Source organism: Nocardia araoensis NBRC 100135 (assembly GCF_000308435.1).
Classification (GTDB): domain Bacteria; phylum Actinomycetota; class Actinomycetes; order Mycobacteriales; family Mycobacteriaceae; genus Nocardia; species Nocardia araoensis.
Genome location: NZ_BAFR01000217.1, coordinates 1 through 16407, shown reverse-complemented (window position 1 = coordinate 16407; position 16407 = coordinate 1). Strand labels below are relative to the sequence as shown.

Below are 16407 nucleotides of genomic sequence, written 5' to 3'. Positions count from 1 at the left end.
TTCGGCGGGGGGGCGGGACGGCGCGGCGGCTGGGGGCCGCGCGGGTCACCGGGGAGGGGACGTGCACCGGACGGCGAGCCGGGACGGGCGCCGGGGGGCGGTCCGGGACGGGGATTCTGGTACGGGTTGGGACTTGGACGTGAACTCTGCGGAGGACGACCGCCATGTGGCTCATCGCCGTAGGGCTCGTAGGGCGAATTCACTGACAAGATCTCCATAACTCGTAGCGGTCCAGGTGGCAATCAGCGGTAGTCGTCACCCGCGGCGGACGCATGCCGACCCCGCGAGTCACCCGCCGGGGACGACCCAGGCACTTCATTCGGCGGCGGTGCGCCGGTTCGCGCGTGTCCCGGTGCGGCGGCGCGGCGGTGCCGGCGCGGAACCGAGGACATAGGACTGCACCAGATGATTCCAGCTGCAGGTCCGGCATACCTCGACGACATGAACCGAGAATTCTTCGCGCGTCTCGGCGAGTCGCGCAAGCTCCTCGGGTGTGCGAGCCGATCCGGCGACCGGCCCGAGGCCGTCGCCGAAGACCCAGGATACGAGGGTCAGCTGTTCCTTCCGGCAGATGGGGCATGTGACCTCGCTCCCCCGGCCGTGGAATTTCGCCGCACGCAAGAGATAAGGATTCGCATCACACACCTCGGCGACATCGACCCGGCCCGCATAGACGTCAGCCAGCAGCGACTTGCGCCGCAGGGCGTAGTCGACAACTTGCCGCTGAATTCGCACGAGAACCAGAGTAGCGGTGATGCAATCGGGCCGCCCCGGGCTGTTGCGGATTGACCGGTCCCGACCGGGCCGATCCAGCGCGTCGCGCCGCCACCCGGACTACGATCCGTCTGTGTCCACCGCAGCATCCGGGCGCATGCGAGCGCGTGATCTAGACCGTGCCGACGCGTCCGGTCTTCTGGATGCCGCCTATGCCGAGGGGCAGCTCGGCGCCGATGAGTACCACGACCGGATCGCGCAGGCCGCGGCGGCGAAGACACTGGGCGAACTGGCCGCGCTCACCGCCGATCTGCAAACCCCGGCCGCGGCGCGCGGGTTCGCCGGGCAGAGCCCGTCGGTCACGCGAAAACTCTTGCGGCGCTCGGGATCCGGTGGAAGTTATCCCGGTCACACCCGGGCGCGTGATGCCGATCGCGCCACTACGCGCGAACTGCTCGACCTCGCCCGCGCAGACGGCCAGCTGTCCGAAGAGGAGCACGACACACTCACCGAACTCGCCGCGGAAGCGCGCACCCTGGGGGATCTGGACGATCTGGTCGCGGACCTTCAGCGGCCCCGTGACGTCGCCCCCGCGCCGCGACCGCCGCGTTCGCATCGGCGTCAGTGGTATCGGGCCGCGGTGGCCGTGGCCGCGGCGCTGGCCGCTTGCGCGGGTTTTCTCGCCGTCACCAGGGAAGCGGAACCGCGATCCGCGGCCCAAGCCCCGCCTGCGGTGGAACTCGGGGCGGTGCAGCCCGTTGTGGTCCCGACGCCGAGTCTGGTCACCACCGAGGGAATCGCCGTCTTCCTGCGCAACTACCAGCGGAAATTCGGCGACTTGCAGGTGGACGAGCTGTATCTGCACGACGACTTGGCTACGGTCACCCGGGCCGTGCCCGGCCAGCCGAACCGGAAGGTGCAGTACGACTACCGCGGTGGTTTCGCCCAGTCCACGTCGATCGAGACACGTAAGACCGACACCCCGTCGGTGGACCTGGCCGCGCTGAATGTGGAGGCGATCGGCCGGGCGCTGGCCGACGCGCCCGCCACGACCCGGGTCCCCGGCGGCGTCGTCACGCTTGTCAAGGTGGGCGTGAACGGTCTGTCCCCCGGGTACGGGGTTGCTGCCGGGCAACCTGTCGTCGAGATCCACGTGAGCAACTCCGTCAAGGAGAGCGGCCACTTCGTGCTGACCCCGGCGGGCGAGGTGCGCCGCGTGTGGCCCTTCGGAGGATGAGAGCGATGGCGACCACCCGATACAGCGACGTCCGTGCCCGCGACACCGATCGCTCGGACGTGTGCGGACTGCTGGACGCCGCGCTGGCCGACGGCCAGCTCACCGCCGCCGAGCACGCCGCTCGTACCGCCCGAGCCATGCGCGCGAAGTCCTTCGGCGAGCTCGACGCGTTGATCGATGATCTGCAGATCCCGGACGGGCTGGCGAACGCACCGGTGGTGCGGGTGGACCGGCGGCGTCCGCGCCGCTGGCTGGCGCCCGTGTCGGTGGTGGTCGCGGCGCTGGTGGCAGGGGCGATGGTCGGGGGGATCAGCCGCTGCGGCGTCGATCTGCCCGGGTTCTCCGAGGATGTTCCCGACATGACCACCGGCGCGGGACTGGCCTATTTCCTCGCGGAGTACCGGGCCGAGTTCGGCGATATGAGCGCCGACAAGGTCACGATGTATCCGAAGTACGTGAGCGTGGACCGGCAGAAGCCCGGCAGCAGCGCCGAGACCGGCGATTACCACTACAACGGCGACTTCCGCGGCTCGGATACCTCCGAGCGGCAACGCGGTACCCGTTCCTTCGACCTCGCCGCCATCGACGTGCCCGCCATCGCAGGCCTGCTGGCAGGCGCGCCGCAATCGGTGAAGACTCCCGATGGTGTGATCACCCACGTCATCATGGATTTCCAATCCAACGGTCCGATCGACCTCGGCCCGGCGATACGCATCTTCGTCGAGAACAAAGGCGGCTCGTCCGGATACCTGACGGCCACTTTCGCGGGCGAGCCGCTCGCGGTCTTCCCGCCCACTCGCTGACCGCGCACGTCGCTCGAACCTGGCCGACGACTGTGCACAGATGTATCGCTCCGATATAGTGGAAAGTCGCATCCATCGGTTAGGTTCTGTACACAGTCAGGGGGTGAAGCCCGGTGCTCGAGCTGGCAATCCTCGGGCTGCTCCTGGAAGCGCCCATGCACGGGTACGAGCTGCGCAAGCGGTTGACGGGCCTGCTCGGGGCCTTTCGTGCCTTCTCCTACGGATCGCTCTACCCGACGCTGCGCCGCATGCAGGCGGACGGGTTGATCGCCGAGGAGATCCCAGCGGGCGCGACGACACGCCGCGCGCGCCGGGTCTACCAACTGACTCCGGCCGGGCGGGAGCGGTTCAGCGAGTTGCTCGCCGACACCGGACCGCAGAACTACACCGACGACGGCTTCGGCGTTCATCTGGCTTTCTTCAGCCGCACCCCCGCGGAAGCGCGGATGCGGATCCTGGAGGGCAGGCGGCGTCAGGTCGAGGAGCGCCGAGAGGGGCTTCGGGAGGCGATCAAGAAGGCCAGCGGGTCGCTGGATCGCTACACCCGGCAGCTCCATCAACTCGGACTCGAATCAAGCGAGCGCGAAGTGCGCTGGCTCAACGAGTTGATTGCGGCGGAGCAATCGACGAAGGCGGCACCACAGAAAGAGGGAAATATCGGCCATGAGTGACGTCAAGAAGGCTGACAACGCCACAGAGGTTCGCGTCGCCATCGTGGGTGTGGGCAACTGCGCCTCCTCGCTGGTCCAGGGCGTGCAGTACTACAAGGACGCGGACGAGTCCTCGACCGTTCCCGGCCTGATGCATGTGCGGTTCGGCCCGTACCACGTTCGCGACGTCAAGTTCGTCGCGGCGTTCGACGTGGACGCGAAGAAGGTCGGCTTCGACCTGGCCGAGGCGATCTTCGCCAGCGAGAACAACACCATCAAGATCTCCGACGTGCCGCCGAGCGACGTCGTCGTGCAGCGTGGCCCGACCCTCGACGGCATCGGCAAGTACTACGCGCAGACCATCGAGCTGTCCGAGGCCGAGCCGGTCGACGTGGTGCGGGTCCTGAAGGACAACAACGTCGACGTGCTGGTGTCCTACCTGCCGGTGGGCTCGGAGGAGGCCGACAAGTTCTACGCGCAGTGCGCGATCGACGCGGGTGTCGCGTTCGTCAACGCGTTGCCGGTGTTCATCGCCTCCGACCCGGTCTGGGCGGAGAAGTTCACCAAGGCCGGTGTCCCGATCGTCGGTGACGACATCAAGAGCCAGGTCGGCGCCACCATCACCCACCGCGTGATGGCCAAGCTGTTCGAGGATCGCGGCGTGCAGCTCGACCGCACCATGCAGCTCAACGTCGGCGGCAACATGGACTTCAAGAACATGCTCGAGCGCGAGCGCCTGGAGTCGAAGAAGATCTCCAAGACCCAGGCCGTCACCAGCAACCTCAAGAAGGAACTCGGCGCCAACGACGTGCACATCGGCCCGTCCGACCACGTGGGCTGGCTCGACGACCGCAAGTGGGCCTACGTCCGCCTGGAGGGCCGCGCCTTCGGTGACGTGCCGCTGAATCTGGAGTACAAGCTCGAGGTGTGGGATTCGCCGAACTCCGCGGGCATCATCATCGACGCGGTGCGCGCGGCGAAGATCGCCAAGGACCGCGGCATCGGCGGACCGGTCATCCCGGCCTCGGCCTACCTGATGAAGTCTCCGCCGCAGCAGCTCGCCGACGACATCGCGCGCGCCCAGCTGGAAGCCTTCATCATCGGCGCGGAGTAGGCACCGCACCGGCACGAGGTCGGCCGACGGCGAAATGCCTTCGGCCGACCTGCCCGGCGATCACGAACCCGGGGCTGTCCGGTCAGTCCAGCGAGACGTAGACCTCCACCGAGGCCGGGCCGGTGTAGCGCTCCACCTCGGCGGTGTGGGAGCGGGTGATCGTTCCCGCGTTCTCGGCCTTCGCCACCTGTGCCCAGGCGGTGCGTAGCAGGTCGTAGGGTTTGTCGGCGACGACGAACTTGGCGTAGCGGCCCTGCGGGATGATGGTGAGCACATCGCCGGGGTCCAGCTCGTCCATGCCGCCGATCTCGTAGCCGAGCACGGCGACCGCATGATCGTTCTGGCCTATGTAGGCCGCCACCCGCGGCACGTTCTTCTCCCGCGCCAGGTAGCGATCCCACGTGAAGTTCACCAGGTCGAGGTCACGTGCGGTCACCTCGCGGCCGGCCAGCGGCACGGTCAGGCCCGCGACCATGCTCTGTGGCAATGTGACGATCTCGAAGTCCACTGTCTGTTCCTACCCGTTGCCCTGATCGTCTGCCACTGCCACGAAAACTTCCACTGTCCGTGCGTCGGGATAGTGTTCCCAGTCGCCGGTATAAGCGCGTACGAGCCGCCCCGCGGCCTCCGCGTCCCATACCGCTCGCCAGATGCTCACGATGGTGTCGCCGAGATTGTCTCCGCTGGCGATGAATCGGGCGAAGCGCCCGGCGGGTACCCGGGCGAGCACGTCTCCGGGCTGCAGGTCGGCCAAGCTGTGGCAGCGGTAGCCGACGATATGGGTCAGGTACGAATTGATCTCCGGCGCGTGGTCGACATAGGCCGTGGTCGGCGGCCCGGGCAGCTTGCGGGCCAGGTTGCGCTTCCACGCCTCTTCGACTTTCGCGCGGCGCGGCCCCTCGACCGCGAGCGCGGGGCTGCGAAGCACTGTTCCCGCCACCAGCGTCTCGGGTTGGTCAACGACATTGAAATCCACCGGCGTAGCCCCTATGTCTCGTCTGTCCTCAATTGGCGTCGGTCCCGGTGCCCTCCGTGGTGACGCAGGCTACCGCCTCCGGGCCCGTCGCTCGCGCCGCGCTGTCGTCGCTCGGGCGCATATCCTTCCGCATCGTTTTCGCGGTTTCGGCGTCGGCCCGTTCCGACGCACTCGCTGTTCGCTCTCACTCTGGCAAACGATGCTGCCATGTCATGCGTTCCGCCGGGCCACGGAAGGTCACAGCATCATCGCTATCCAGGAACCGGAATGCTCAGACCCGGGAAAATCTCGACCTCCCTGGGCGGTTGCGGGCTGGGCGGGATGACGACGACGGGTTCGCGCTGTGACGACGGCTGCGGTGGATTCAGGATGTCGTAGGGACCGCCGGAGGGCGGCTTGCTCGGATTCGGCCGGGCCGGGGCCTGCGTTCCCGGGGCCTGCGCGCCCGGGAACTGTTCGATCGGGGTGCCGTCGAGCGCGTCGTCCATGACCTGTTTCCAGATGTCGGCGGGCAGGCCCGAGCCGTAGATATCGGCTCCGCGCGCGGTGCGGATCGGTTGCGGCTGATCGGTTCCGATCCACACCGCCGTGGACAGCGACGGGGTGAAGCCGATCATCCACGCGTCTTTGTTCTGCTCGCTCGCGCCGAACTGCGTGGTGCCGGTCTTGGCGGCCGATGGACGGTTGTTCTTCAGCGCGTGCCCGTTGGAGTAGGCCGCGATGGGAAGCATCGCCTCGACGGTGTTCTCCGCGATCGTCTTGGAGATGCGCTGCTGGCCGGCGGGCGGCTGCTCGCCGATCTTCTGCTCGCCGCGATCCAGCAGCACCCGCCCGTCGCCGGTCACCACTCGCTGCACGAAGTAGGGCCGGTGGTAGACGCCCGCCGCGCCGATCGTGGCATACGCCGAGGCCATATCGATCGGCCGGACCGAATACTGCCCGAGGACGATTCCGTTCAGCGGCTTTCCGCCGTCCTCGCTGAGGGTCTTGCCCGCCACGCCGGGCAGCTCCTCCGGAATGCCCGCCGCGTGCGCCGCGTTCGCGATGGACTGCGGCCCGTCGGACATCGTCATGGTCAGCCGGTAGAAGCTGGTGTTCAGCGAGCGTTTGAGCGCCTCGGCCATGGTGCACTTGCCGCACGACTCGCCGTCCACGTTGGTGATCCGGGTACCGCGGTCGGTCACCGGGGAGCTGTCCAGCACGCGGGACAGCGGGATGCTCTGCTGTTGCGCGGCGATCGCCGCGAAGACCTTGAACGCCGAGCCGGTCTGCAACGGCGCCTGGGCGAAGTCGAAGCCGATGCCGTCGTAGCCGCCGAAGTACGCGCGCACCGCGCCGGAGCGCGGGTCGATCGACACCACCGCCGCGCGCAGTTCCTGCGGCTGCGCACCGAGCCGGTCGCGTATCGCGCCCAGCACGGCGTGCTGCGCCTTGGCGTCGATGGTGGTGGTGATCTGCAGCGCCCCCTTGTTCAAGTCGCGCTCGCTGATACCGGAGTCGCGCAACTCGCGCACCACCTGGTTGCGGATCAAGCCCTCCGGGCCGCGAGCCACGTTCTCGTCCGGGATCTGGGTGAGCGGGATGATCGGCGGGAAGACGGTCGCATCTCGATCCCCCGGCGCGAGTGCGCCCATCTCGACCATCCCGTCGAGCACGTATCGCCAGCGCGCCTTCAGGTCCGCCAGGTGGGTTTCCGGGTCCAGGATCGAGGGTGTCCGGATCAGCGCCGCGAGCACCGCGCCCTCCGCGAGGGTCAGCTGGTTCACCTGCTTGTCGAAGTAGACCTTGGCCGCCGCGCCGATGCCGTACGACCCGCGGCCGTAGTAGATGGTGTTCAGGTAGGCGGCGAGGATGTCGTCTTTGCTCCACTGGCGCGCCATCTTCGCCGCGATGATCAGCTCGCGCATCTTGCGGGTGACCGTGCGCTCGGAGCCCAAGAAGGCGTTCTTGACGTACTGCTGGGTGATCGTGGATCCGCCGCCCGCGTTGTCCTTTCCGAGCAGGTTGTCCCGCGCGGCGCGCAGGAAACCGGACGTCGAATAACCGGGATTGGTGTAGAAATTGCGATCCTCCGCCGACAGCACGGCGTCGCGCACCGGCCGCGGCACATCCGACAGCGGCACCGGCGTCCGATTCCCGTCCGGCGGGACGATTTTCGCCAGCACGGTGCTGCCGTCGGCGGCGAAGACGGTCGCGATCTGATTCGTCTGCACCGCATTGGGATCCGGGATCTCGGCGCTCCAGTACGCCAGAACCGACAGCAGCGCTGGCACCACGCCGAAGAGGATGAACAAGGCCAGCAGCAGGCGGCGGATGCGCTCGGCCCGGCTGCGCGGCGGCCGATCCGGCTGCGCCGGGCGCGGAGCGGGCGGTCGCGATTTCCGGCGGGCCTCCTGGCGTTCGCGTCGCGCCCGCGCGTTCCGCTTCGCCGCATCCGGCCGCTCCGTCCAGCCCGCGATCGAGGCATACGGTGCGGTCGGAGGGCCCCCCTTGGCGCCACGCTTGCGTTCACGCGGTTTGCGGAACGAGCTCACGATCATCTCCTCCCGGAGCGCCGGACGAACTCACCTGCACGAACGGACGGAAAAGAGCATCGAAAGGCCGAGTTTACCGCGTGCGTTCACAACCGGGTTTCCACTTCTCGGGCGGTTGACACAGCGGTGCCCGCAGATCAATCGAGTGCTGCGCGAAACGCCGAAACCGTCTACACATGGTGATCCCCAACGCCACCACACCGGCTCGACCACAGGTTTCGAGCGAAGCGAGACCGAGCATGCGAACACCCAGCGCCGCAGGCGCTGGAAAAAGACTCAGCTCTTGACGCCGCCCGCAGTGAGGCCGGAGATGATCCGGCGCTGGAAGATCAGGACCATGATGACCAGGGGGATGGTGACGATCGTGCCCGCCGCCATGATGGCCGCGTACGGCTGCACCAGCGGGTTGTTGCCGGAGAAGCGGGCGATGGCGACGGTGACCGGTTCGGTCTTGTCGCTGGAAAGCAAACGGGCGAGCAAGTATTCGTTGACCGCCGCGATGAAGGCGAGGATCGCGGTGGTGAACACGGCGGGAGCGGCCAGGGGCAGCATCACCAGGCGGAAGGCCTGGAGCTTGGTGGCGCCGTCGATCCGCGCGGCTTCTTCGAGCTCCCACGGCAGTTCGGCGAAGAAGGACGCGAGGATGTAGACCGTCATCGGCAGCACGAACGAGATGTTCGGGATGATCATCGCCTGGTACTGGCCGATCCAGCCGAGGTTGGTGAACAGCTGGAACAGCGGAGTCACCAGGACCACCACCGGGAACATCGAGGCGCTGAGGATCAGTCCGGACACCACGTACTTGCCGTGAAAGGTGAGCCGGGCCAGCGCGTACGCGGCCATTACGCCGATCGCCAGCGCGATCACCGTGGTGATCGAGCCGATGATGATGCTGTTGATCAGCGCCTTACCGAAGTCGTTGCCCCGGCTGGTGTCGAACGCGTTGCGGAAGTTCTCCAGCGTGACGTGCGTCGGCCACGGAGTGTTCTCGAAGGTGTAGTCGGGATCGCGGAACGCGGTGACCGTCATCCAGTAGAACGGCGCCAGCCCCCAGACCAGCACGATCAGCGCGCCCAGGTACAGCCGCACCGAGCCGATGCGCTTGGTCCACGGCACCGGCGCCGCGGCGCGCTTGCTCGTCGTGGCCTTCTCCGCTGTCTGCACGGACATCAGTGCGCCTCCCGCTGCTCTTCCTGGGTGCGAACCGCGTTCGCGCCCAGGATCTTCACCAGCACGAACGCCACCGCGAAGATCAAAAGGAAGGTGATCGTGGACAACGCGGCCGCGCTGTTGGGACCTTGCCGGACCTGATCGACCACCAGGATCGACACCGTGCGGGTGGCGGGATTGCCCAGCGTCATGATCGCGGGCAGGTCGTACATCCGCAGCGCGTCCATGGTGCGGAACAGCACCGCGACCAGCAGGGCCGGCTTCAGCAGCGGCAGCGTGATCTGGGTGAATCGCTGCCAGGCAGACGCGCCGTCGACGCGAGCCGCCTCGTACACGTCGGCGGGGATCACTTGCAGGCCGGCCAGCAGCAGCAGCGCCATGAACGGCGTGGTCTTCCAGACGTCGGCCGCGATCACCGCGATCCGGGCCGGCCAGGGGTCCGAAGTCCACAGGATGTGCGTGCCGAGCACGCGGTTCACCACGCCGTCGTACTGGAACATGAACTCCCACAACCGCGCGGTGACGGCGGTGGGGATGGCCCACGGGATCAGCACGGCCGCGCGCAGCAGGGCCCGGCCGCGGAAGGTCTTGCCCATCACCATGGCCATGCCGAGGCCGAGTGTGGCCTCCAGCGCGACGGTGACGACCGTGAAGAACAGGGTGACGCCGATGGCCAGCCAGAACTGCGAGCCGAGGTTGCCGGTCGGGCACGGCACCGTCTCGCCGGTCGCGATCTGGCACTGTTGCAGCAGCCAGTGCGTGTAGTTGGCGAATCCGGCGTTGCCGCCTTCGACGAACATGCCGGTCGCCGGGTCGAGCCCGGAGTCCTTCTGGAAGGACATCCACAGCGCGCGGATCACGGGATACCCGATGACGACCGCGAGCGCGATCAGTACGGGGGTGACGAAAAGCCAGGCTTTCCCGGAGCGGCGAAGCTCGAGGGCCAGTCCGGCGGCGAAGCCGCGCCTGGCCGGAACGAATTCGTCTTTCGGCACGCTAGTCGCCGTTCCCGAAGGATCCGACACCGTTTCTCTCCTGCGGGTTCGTCGGGTCCGTTGCGTTCAACCGCTCACGATCCCGCGGTCTCGATGCCCTTTTGCATACCGGTGATCGCGTCGTCGACGGACTTGGTTCCGTTCAACGCAGCATAGGCGTTGTCCTGGATGGCCTTGCTCACGGCGGGGTAGAACGGCGTCACCGGGCGCGGCACCGCGCTGGCGATGGAGTCCTTGAGCGCGGGCAGGTACGGCATCTTCGCGATCAGCGCCGGGTCGTCGTACATGGAGGCGCGCACCGAGGGCAGCGCGCCAGCGGCGACGATGTGCTGCGCGTCCTCGCTGATCAGGAAGCGCAGGAAGTCCAGCGCGGTGGCCTTGTTCTTGGAGAACGCGCTGATCGCCGCGTTGTAGCCGCCGAGCGTGGAGGCGCCGACGCCGTTCTCCCCCGGCAGCGGGGCGACCGCGAACTTGTCCTTCACGGCGGAGGCCTCACCGCCGACGTCACCGAAGGTGGACGGCCACGAGCGCAGGAACATCAGCTTGCCCGTCGCGAAGGCGTTGCTGGACTCGGGCTCCTTGAAGGTGATCGCCTCTTTGGGGATGTCGCCGTTGTTGTAGGCGTCGACCAGGACCTTCAGTCCGGCGCGGGACTGCGGGCTGTTCACCGTGGGGGTCTTGCCGTCGGCGCCGACGAAGCTGCCGCCGTAGGCGTTGATCACCTCGGCCGCGTTCACGGTCAGGCCCTCGTAGGGCGCGAACTGACCCGCGTAGCAGCCGATGTTCTGCTGGCGCGCGATCGGGCACTGGGCCAGCAGCTCGTTCCAAGTCTTGGGCGGGTTCGGCACCAGGTCCTTGCGGTAGAACAGCAGGCCGCCGTTGGTGTTGCGGGGAGCGGCGTAGAGCGTGTTGTTGTAGGTGGCGCTGGCGACCGGCGGGGAAAGCAGCGCGCTGGTGTCGATGGCGAAGGAGTCCTTCAGCGGCTGGATCCAGCCCTTGGCGGCGAACTCGGCGGTCCACGGCACGTCCAGGGCGACCACGTCGTAGTTGGACTGCTTGGAACGCATGTGCTCGACCAGGTCGTCGTACTGCTGCGAGGCGTCGTTCGACTGCTCCTTGAACGTCACCTGCTCGTCCGGGTGCGCGGCGTTCCAGCGCTCGATCAGCTGCTTGACCGCGCCGGTCTCGGTGGTGTCCTTGCCCTCGACGTAGGTGATCGGGCCGCGACCGGTGAGGTTCTGGCTGATCGGGCTGCCGCTGCTGTCGCTGGAGCAGGCGCTGGTGAACGTCGCGGTCAGCAGCCCGATCGAGGCGAGGGCCACCGCGGCCCGCGGTACGAGCGACGAACGTAGGAACGTCACCTTCTTCACAGCCATCGCAAACACTCCAGGATCGTTCGTGAGCGGCAGCACACCCTGCCGGTGCACAAGGCAAGATACATGGTGTCGATCCGGCGTGCGGGACAGTGGCTGGAAGTCGCCCACTAGGCTGGGGCGCGATGTCTTCGCCGAACGCGGTTCCCGATCGGATGCTCACACGCATCGGCGGGTTGCTGCGCAAGGCCGAGTCCACGGACAACGAACACGAGGCCGAGGCGTTTCTCGCCGCCGCTCAGCGGCTGGCCACGAAGTCGTCCATCGACCTCGCCGTGGCGCGGGCGCACATCGCCGGCCGCGAGCGCAGGCCGACGCCGGTGCAGCGGATCATTCCGATCGGCGAGCCCGGCAAACGCGGGTTGCGCACTTACGTCCAGCTGTTCGTCGCGATCGCGGCGGCGAACGACGTGCGCTGTGACGTCGCCAGGACTTCGACGCAGGTCTACGCCTACGGGTTCGACTCCGACATCGATACCTGCGAGGCGCTCTACGCCAGCCTGCTCGTGCAGATGGTGCGCGCGTCCGACCAGTACATCAAGTCGGGCGCCTACCGGTCGGCCACCGTCGAGAAGATCGTGGTGGAGAAGCGGTGGGGTCGGCAGGTGCGGCGCCGGGTGCAGGCGCCGGTCGCGGGTGTGACGGCGCGGCTGAATTTCCAGATGGCGTTCGCCGCGCGGATCGGGCGGCGGCTGTCGGAGGTGAAGGCGGAGGTCGAAGCCGAGGTGTTGCCGCCGGACGCCGATTCGGCCGGGACGGCGCTGGCGTTGCGGAACAAGGAGATCGAGCTCACAGACTTCTACTCGAAGACGTCGGAGGCGCGCGGAACCTGGCGCGGTCCCCAGGCGTCGACGGGGCATTCGGCGGCGGCGCGGGCGGCGGGGGATCGCGCGGGCCGGGCCGCACGCATCGGCACCTCGCCCGAACTGCCCGCGGCCCGCGGGAAGCTGACCTCCTCCGAGGGCGGTTGACCAGCGTGAACATCACGGCATGCCCGGGGCGAGCGTCTGCCGGGGTTCGGTCGGCGCTACTCGGCGACCAACCGATGCCCACCGCCGGATCGGCCGCGCGGCGATGACCGTGCGCGACAGCCAGCGTGCCAAGGTCTACGACGCCGAGCAGTTGGTACGCGGGGTGTTCGATCGCGCGGACGAGCACGGTGCGCGCACCGTCGAACTCTATGGTTCGCAACTCACCTTGCCGATCGAGCGCCGCTTCGCCTCGGTGGAATCCGTGCAGAGTTATACGGACAAGGTGCTTGCGCTCAATTGGGTACGGGCGGGCTGGAAACGGGCCGCCGTGGCCGTGCGCGTTCGCGCACGCGCCGGAACAACGGCCGCGCATTACGAGGCGGCCGGGAACGTCCTTGCGGTTCCACTGCACACCGGCGGCACCGCCTGGGCGCTGCGGGAACTGGTGATCCTGCACGAACTGGCACATCACCTGGAGTCCGCGCCGGGCTCCGTGGCCGCGCACGGCCCGGAATTCTGCGACCGCTATGTGGAATTGGTCGACGGCGTCGTCGGCCCGGAAGCGGCATTGCTGCTGCGTACCACGATGCTGGGTTGCGGCGTGCGGATCGGCTGAGCCCGCCCTGTGAACAGCGAGCCGCCGTCGGCTGGGTCGGTCGCGCTCGCCGCGAGGTGTGACCGGATTCGTGACTCGTGCCGTTACGCGGACGGGATCAGCGCACTGACGCGCGCCAAGCGATCCTGCCACCATGCGGTGCGGTCGGCGTCGGGGTGGCGATGGCTTTCCATCAGTTCCGGTTCCGGCTCGGGTGGGGTGCGCAGGACCGGGAGGTAGCCGTCCACCGCACGCAGGGATCCGCGCGTCACGTCGCCGGTTAGCAGGCTCAATGTGCCCAAGCCGCAAGCGAATTCGAGTTCCGGGAGTGCGCCGGCCAGCGCCAGCTGCGCGGCGAGGCCGACGCTGGTCTCCAGGGCGGAGGAGACCACGCACGGCAGCCCGGCCGCCTCGGCCACTTGCAGGGCGCGGCGGACTCCGCCGAGCGGCGTGCATTTCAGGACGGCGATATCGGCGGCCCCGGCGACCGCGACCCGCATCGGGTCCTCGGCGCGGCGGATGGATTCGTCGGCGGCGATGCGCACATCCACGCGGCGGCGCACCGCGGCGAGTTCCTCGATCGTCCGGCACGGCTGTTCCACGTATTCCAGCCCACCCGCGGCCTTGTCGATCCGCTGGATGTGCCGCACCGCGGTGTCCACGTCCCAGACCGCGTTGGCGTCGACCCGGATCGCGCCGTTCGGGCCGAGCGCGTCGCGCACCGCTTCCACCCTGGCCAGATCCTCGGCGAGCGATTCCGGGTGGTCGGCGACCTTCACCTTGGCGGTGCGGCAGCCGGAGCGCGCCACGATCGCGTGCGCCTGTTGCGGGTCGACGGTGGGCACGGTGCAATTGATCGGAATGCGATCACGCACCGGCTCGGGCCAGCCCGTCGTCACCTGCTCCATGGCGGTGGCCAGCCACGCGGCTGCCTCCCGGTCGTCATATTCGGGAAACGGACAGAACTCTCCCCAGCCGAGCGGCCCGTGGATCAGCATGCCCTCGCGCACCGTGATGCCACGGAAACGGGTGCGCATCGGAATGGCGTAGACGACGTTCTGCGCTGCGGAGTCGCTCATCGCCGACCAGCTTATTCGGCCGCGGCGGCCGATCGGGGGATTGCGCATGTGGACTCGAGTAGTTTCCCGGAGTCGGCGGGGCGCGCGAGACGGGATCGTCGGCGTCATGATCCACACCGGCACCCCGCAGCCTCGGCCGTACGGCGCGCCTCCATCGCCGCCGGTAGGGCAGCGGCCGGTGCGAACCTGGGACGTGGTGCTCGCCGTCGTGCTGTACTGCGTCGCGGTGGTCCTCGGCTTGGCCGCCGCTTATTTCACCGTCTTCTTCGCCTTCGCCGCCGACCCGTGCGGTCAGGACAACTGCCGCACCGATTACCTCGGCTGGGCGTTCGTGGTGTCGTGGGGCGGGACGGCGCTCGCGATCGTCGGCGTGACCGCGATCCTCATCCTTGCCGCGGTCAAGCGCTGGTACCTGTGGTACTGGCCGGTGCTGGCGATGGTGCTGATCGTCGGGTCGTTCGCCGGTGGCGTCGCGCTCGCGTCCCAGGTCTACACCGGCGCTCGAGATGCCGTGCGGCCGTGCACCGGTCATGCTGAAGCAATGGCGTGGCACATCCGGCGGCGAACTGCTGATGCCCTGCGCGTGACACTGGGTTCGCTGATCGCCCTCGGATTCGGCTGGCTGATGGCCGCTTTCGTCCCGCTGTACGACGTGCTGACGCGCGACGGGCGCGACGGCCGCGGTGTCGAGTACCTGCCGTGGGCGCAGGTGGTCGCCTGGGCGGGCATCGTGGCGTCGGTGCTCGCGGCGGTCGTCTCGGCCCTGGAGAAAGTGCGCGACCGGAAGCCGATCGCCTGGACGCCGCTGATCGCGGTGCCGTTGATCCTCGAATCCTGGCTGGTCGGCTTCCTGATCGCGGTGGTACTCGTCTCCTGGTAGGAGGCTGTGTTTGTTCGGCCGCGACTTCGTCGCGAACGGAACAGGCTCGGTCTCGCTTCGCTCGAAAGACGTTGTTCGGTGCCCTGGGCGCGTTGGCGCTGCACGCTCACCCGGGCGTTCGACGCATGGTGGACCGGCCGGTCACAACCTTTCGACGATGGTGGCGTTGGCCAAACCGCCTGCCTCGCACATGGTTTGCAGGCCGTAGCGGGCGCCGCGGTCCTGCATGGCGTGGACGAGTGTGGTCATCAGGCGTGCGCCGGACGCGCCGAGCGGGTGTCCGATCGCGATCGCGCCGCCGTTGACGTTGACCTTCGCCAGGTCCGCCCCGGTGTCGTGCGCCCAGGCCAGGACCACCGGCGAGAACGCCTCGTTGATCTCGATCAGGTCGATGTCGGACAGCTGCAAACCGGCCCGCCGCAACACTTTCCTGGTCGCCGGGATCACCGCGGTGAGCATCAGCAGCGGGTCGTCACCGGCCACCGCGAAGCTGTGCAACCGGGCGAGCGGCCGCAACCCGAGTTCCTTCGCGCGCTCGCTGGTCATGATGAGCACCGCCGCGCTGCCGTCGCTGACCTGGCTCGCGGTCGCAGCGGTGATCTCCCAGCCGATCTGCGGGAAGCGGGCGGCCATGGCCGGGTCGTAATAGGCGGGACGGAGTGCGGCCAGCGTCTCCAGCGTGCTGCCGACGCGGATGCCCTCGTCGGCGGTGAGCCCGTTGATCGGCGCGAGTTCCCGCGCGAACAGTCCGTTCTTGGTGGCCAGCGCCGCCTTCTCGTGGCTGGCGAGCGCGAACTCGTCCAGCTGACTGCGGGTGAGTCCCCACTTCGCCGCGATCAGTTCCGCGCTGATGCCCTGCGGCACCAGGCCTTCGGGGTACCGCTCGGCGAAGCCGACGCCGGAGATGTCGTCCGAACCGACCAGATTGGCGCCCATGGGAATCCGGCCCATCGACTCCACGCCCGCGGCGACCACGATGTCGTAGGCGCCCGCGATCACGCCTTGCGCGGCGAAGTGGATCGCCTGCTGGCTGCTGCCGCACTGCCGGTCGACGGTGGTCGCCGGGACGGATTCGGGGTATCCGGCGGCCAGCGCGGCCCGCCGCGTCATATTCGCGCCCTGCTCGCCGAACTGGGTGACGACGCCGCCGATCACATCGTCGATGAGTACGGGATCGATGCCGCTGCGGTTCACCACCTCGCGCAGGCTGTGGGCCAGCAGATCAACCGCATTGACGTCGTGCAGTGCGCCGTTCGGCTTCCCTTTGCCGATCGGCGTGCGTACCGCTTCGACGATCACCGCGTCTCTCATGGGTG

General features: G+C 68.2%; 16 protein-coding genes. 7 read left to right on the top strand and 9 right to left on the bottom strand.

All coding sequences use genetic code 11. The features are described from left to right. Nucleotides 1-315: 315 nt before the first annotated feature. A complete protein-coding gene (locus tag ON21_RS29205) occupies nucleotides 316-735 on the bottom strand; it encodes a DUF5318 domain-containing protein (RefSeq protein ID WP_039803164.1) in 420 nt (139 codons plus the stop codon). A 112-nt stretch (nucleotides 736-847) separates the two neighbouring features. Between ON21_RS29205 and ON21_RS29200 the strand changes: the two genes are divergently transcribed. The 4 genes from ON21_RS29200 to ON21_RS29185 all read left to right on the top strand — a co-directional run bounded on the left by ON21_RS29200 (nucleotide 848) and on the right by ON21_RS29185 (nucleotide 4518). Beyond that, nucleotides 848-1951, top strand: coding sequence for a DUF1707 SHOCT-like domain-containing protein (locus ON21_RS29200; protein ID WP_174372222.1), 1104 nt, complete (start codon nucleotides 848-850; stop codon nucleotides 1949-1951). A 5-nt stretch (nucleotides 1952-1956) separates the two neighbouring features. Next, nucleotides 1957-2754, top strand: coding sequence for a DUF1707 SHOCT-like domain-containing protein (locus ON21_RS29195; protein WP_039803162.1), 798 nt, complete (start codon nucleotides 1957-1959; stop codon nucleotides 2752-2754). Between the two features lie 113 nt (nucleotides 2755-2867). Beyond that, the gene (locus ON21_RS29190; protein WP_039803160.1) at nucleotides 2868-3425 is read left to right on the top strand and encodes a PadR family transcriptional regulator; all 558 of its coding nucleotides are present in this window, start codon (nucleotides 2868-2870) and stop codon (nucleotides 3423-3425) included. Then, the gene (locus ON21_RS29185; protein WP_039803158.1) at nucleotides 3418-4518 is read left to right on the top strand and encodes an inositol-3-phosphate synthase; all 1101 of its coding nucleotides are present in this window, start codon (nucleotides 3418-3420) and stop codon (nucleotides 4516-4518) included. The genes ON21_RS29190 and ON21_RS29185 overlap by 8 nt, the downstream gene beginning before the upstream one ends. 82 nt (nucleotides 4519-4600) lie before the next feature. Here the strand turns inward: ON21_RS29185 and ON21_RS29180 are convergent, their stop codons facing one another. The 6 genes from ON21_RS29180 to ON21_RS29155 all read right to left on the bottom strand — a co-directional run bounded on the left by ON21_RS29180 (nucleotide 4601) and on the right by ON21_RS29155 (nucleotide 11569). Continuing rightward, nucleotides 4601-5026: a GyrI-like domain-containing protein gene (locus ON21_RS29180; RefSeq protein WP_039803156.1), complete on the bottom strand. Its 426-nt coding sequence runs from the start codon at nucleotides 5024-5026 to the stop codon at nucleotides 4601-4603. Between the two features lie 9 nt (nucleotides 5027-5035). Beyond that, nucleotides 5036-5494 (bottom strand): GyrI-like domain-containing protein, encoded by a 459-nt coding sequence (locus ON21_RS29175; protein ID WP_039803154.1) that lies wholly within the window; start codon nucleotides 5492-5494, stop codon nucleotides 5036-5038. Between the two features lie 251 nt (nucleotides 5495-5745). Then, nucleotides 5746-8034: a transglycosylase domain-containing protein gene (locus ON21_RS29170; RefSeq protein ID WP_039803153.1), complete on the bottom strand. Its 2289-nt coding sequence runs from the start codon at nucleotides 8032-8034 to the stop codon at nucleotides 5746-5748. 270 nt (nucleotides 8035-8304) lie between these two features. Beyond that, nucleotides 8305-9198 carry a carbohydrate ABC transporter permease gene (locus ON21_RS29165; protein WP_245562779.1) on the bottom strand — a complete coding sequence of 298 codons (894 nt, stop codon included), beginning with the start codon at nucleotides 9196-9198 and terminating at the stop codon, nucleotides 8305-8307. After that, the gene (locus ON21_RS29160) at nucleotides 9198-10145 is read right to left on the bottom strand and encodes a carbohydrate ABC transporter permease (protein ID WP_039803167.1); all 948 of its coding nucleotides are present in this window, start codon (nucleotides 10143-10145) and stop codon (nucleotides 9198-9200) included. Before ON21_RS29160 ends, ON21_RS29165 begins: the two co-directional genes overlap by 1 nt. Nucleotides 10146-10267: 122 nt before the next feature. Beyond that, nucleotides 10268-11569 (bottom strand): ABC transporter substrate-binding protein, encoded by a 1302-nt coding sequence (locus tag ON21_RS29155; protein ID WP_039803165.1) that lies wholly within the window; start codon nucleotides 11567-11569, stop codon nucleotides 10268-10270. A gap of 122 nt (nucleotides 11570-11691) precedes the next feature. Here ON21_RS29155 and ON21_RS29150 point away from each other — a divergent pair, with 122 nt between their 5' ends. Further along, entirely contained in the window at nucleotides 11692-12537 is an 846-nt protein-coding gene (locus ON21_RS29150; RefSeq protein WP_039803151.1) for a DUF2786 domain-containing protein, read from the top strand. A gap of 103 nt (nucleotides 12538-12640) precedes the next feature. Next, nucleotides 12641-13153 carry a TIGR04338 family metallohydrolase gene (locus ON21_RS29145; RefSeq protein WP_039803149.1) on the top strand — a complete coding sequence of 171 codons (513 nt, stop codon included), beginning with the start codon at nucleotides 12641-12643 and terminating at the stop codon, nucleotides 13151-13153. 83 nt (nucleotides 13154-13236) lie between these two features. On the opposite strand, the gene ON21_RS29140 is transcribed toward ON21_RS29145, so the two are convergent. Further along, complete coding sequence (locus ON21_RS29140; RefSeq protein WP_039803147.1) at nucleotides 13237-14211, bottom strand: o-succinylbenzoate synthase; 975 nt, start codon at nucleotides 14209-14211, stop codon at nucleotides 13237-13239. A gap of 106 nt (nucleotides 14212-14317) precedes the next feature. Between ON21_RS29140 and ON21_RS29135 the strand changes: the two genes are divergently transcribed. Then, nucleotides 14318-15091 (top strand): hypothetical protein, encoded by a 774-nt coding sequence (locus ON21_RS29135; protein ID WP_157171004.1) that lies wholly within the window; start codon nucleotides 14318-14320, stop codon nucleotides 15089-15091. A gap of 141 nt (nucleotides 15092-15232) precedes the next feature. On the opposite strand, the gene ON21_RS29130 is transcribed toward ON21_RS29135, so the two are convergent. Beyond that, complete coding sequence (locus ON21_RS29130; RefSeq protein WP_039803143.1) at nucleotides 15233-16402, bottom strand: thiolase family protein; 1170 nt, start codon at nucleotides 16400-16402, stop codon at nucleotides 15233-15235. Nucleotides 16403-16407 lie beyond the last annotated feature (5 nt).